Genomic DNA, 327 nt, shown 5'->3' with positions numbered 1-327 from the left:
GCCAGCACAGCCGCTGGGGCAGCACCACTGAAAGTAAAACTCTCCTCAGCCGGAACAGCAGATGCCGACGGAGATTCTTTAAAATACGACTGGAAGATCAGCAGGGCAGGTGTAGTTAAACAAAGCAGCAAACTGGCCAACCCCGAAATCACCTTGACCACTCCGGGGATTTATAAAGCCACACTCACTGTATCAGATCCGGATGGTGCCAAAAACAGTAAAACTGTAGAGATAGCTGTAGGCAATGCCGTTCCTGTGGTGAAGTTTGATTTTACCAAAGGAAATTCCAGTTTTTACTTTCCGGGCAATACGATTAAATATGCAGTA

At 46.8% G+C, this 327-nt stretch carries 1 protein-coding gene; it reads left to right on the top strand.

What is annotated here, in order from left to right:
• Window positions 1-327 (top strand): PKD domain-containing protein (locus WAE59_RS25795; protein ID WP_337858894.1); only part of this gene is annotated, 327 nt, incomplete at both ends.

The sequence above is a fragment of the Pedobacter sp. GR22-6 genome (assembly GCF_037402555.1).
Lineage (GTDB): Bacteria > Bacteroidota > Bacteroidia > Sphingobacteriales > Sphingobacteriaceae > Pedobacter.
Note: the sequence above shows the minus strand (reverse complement) of the source record. Positions and strands in the feature narration are given on the sequence as shown.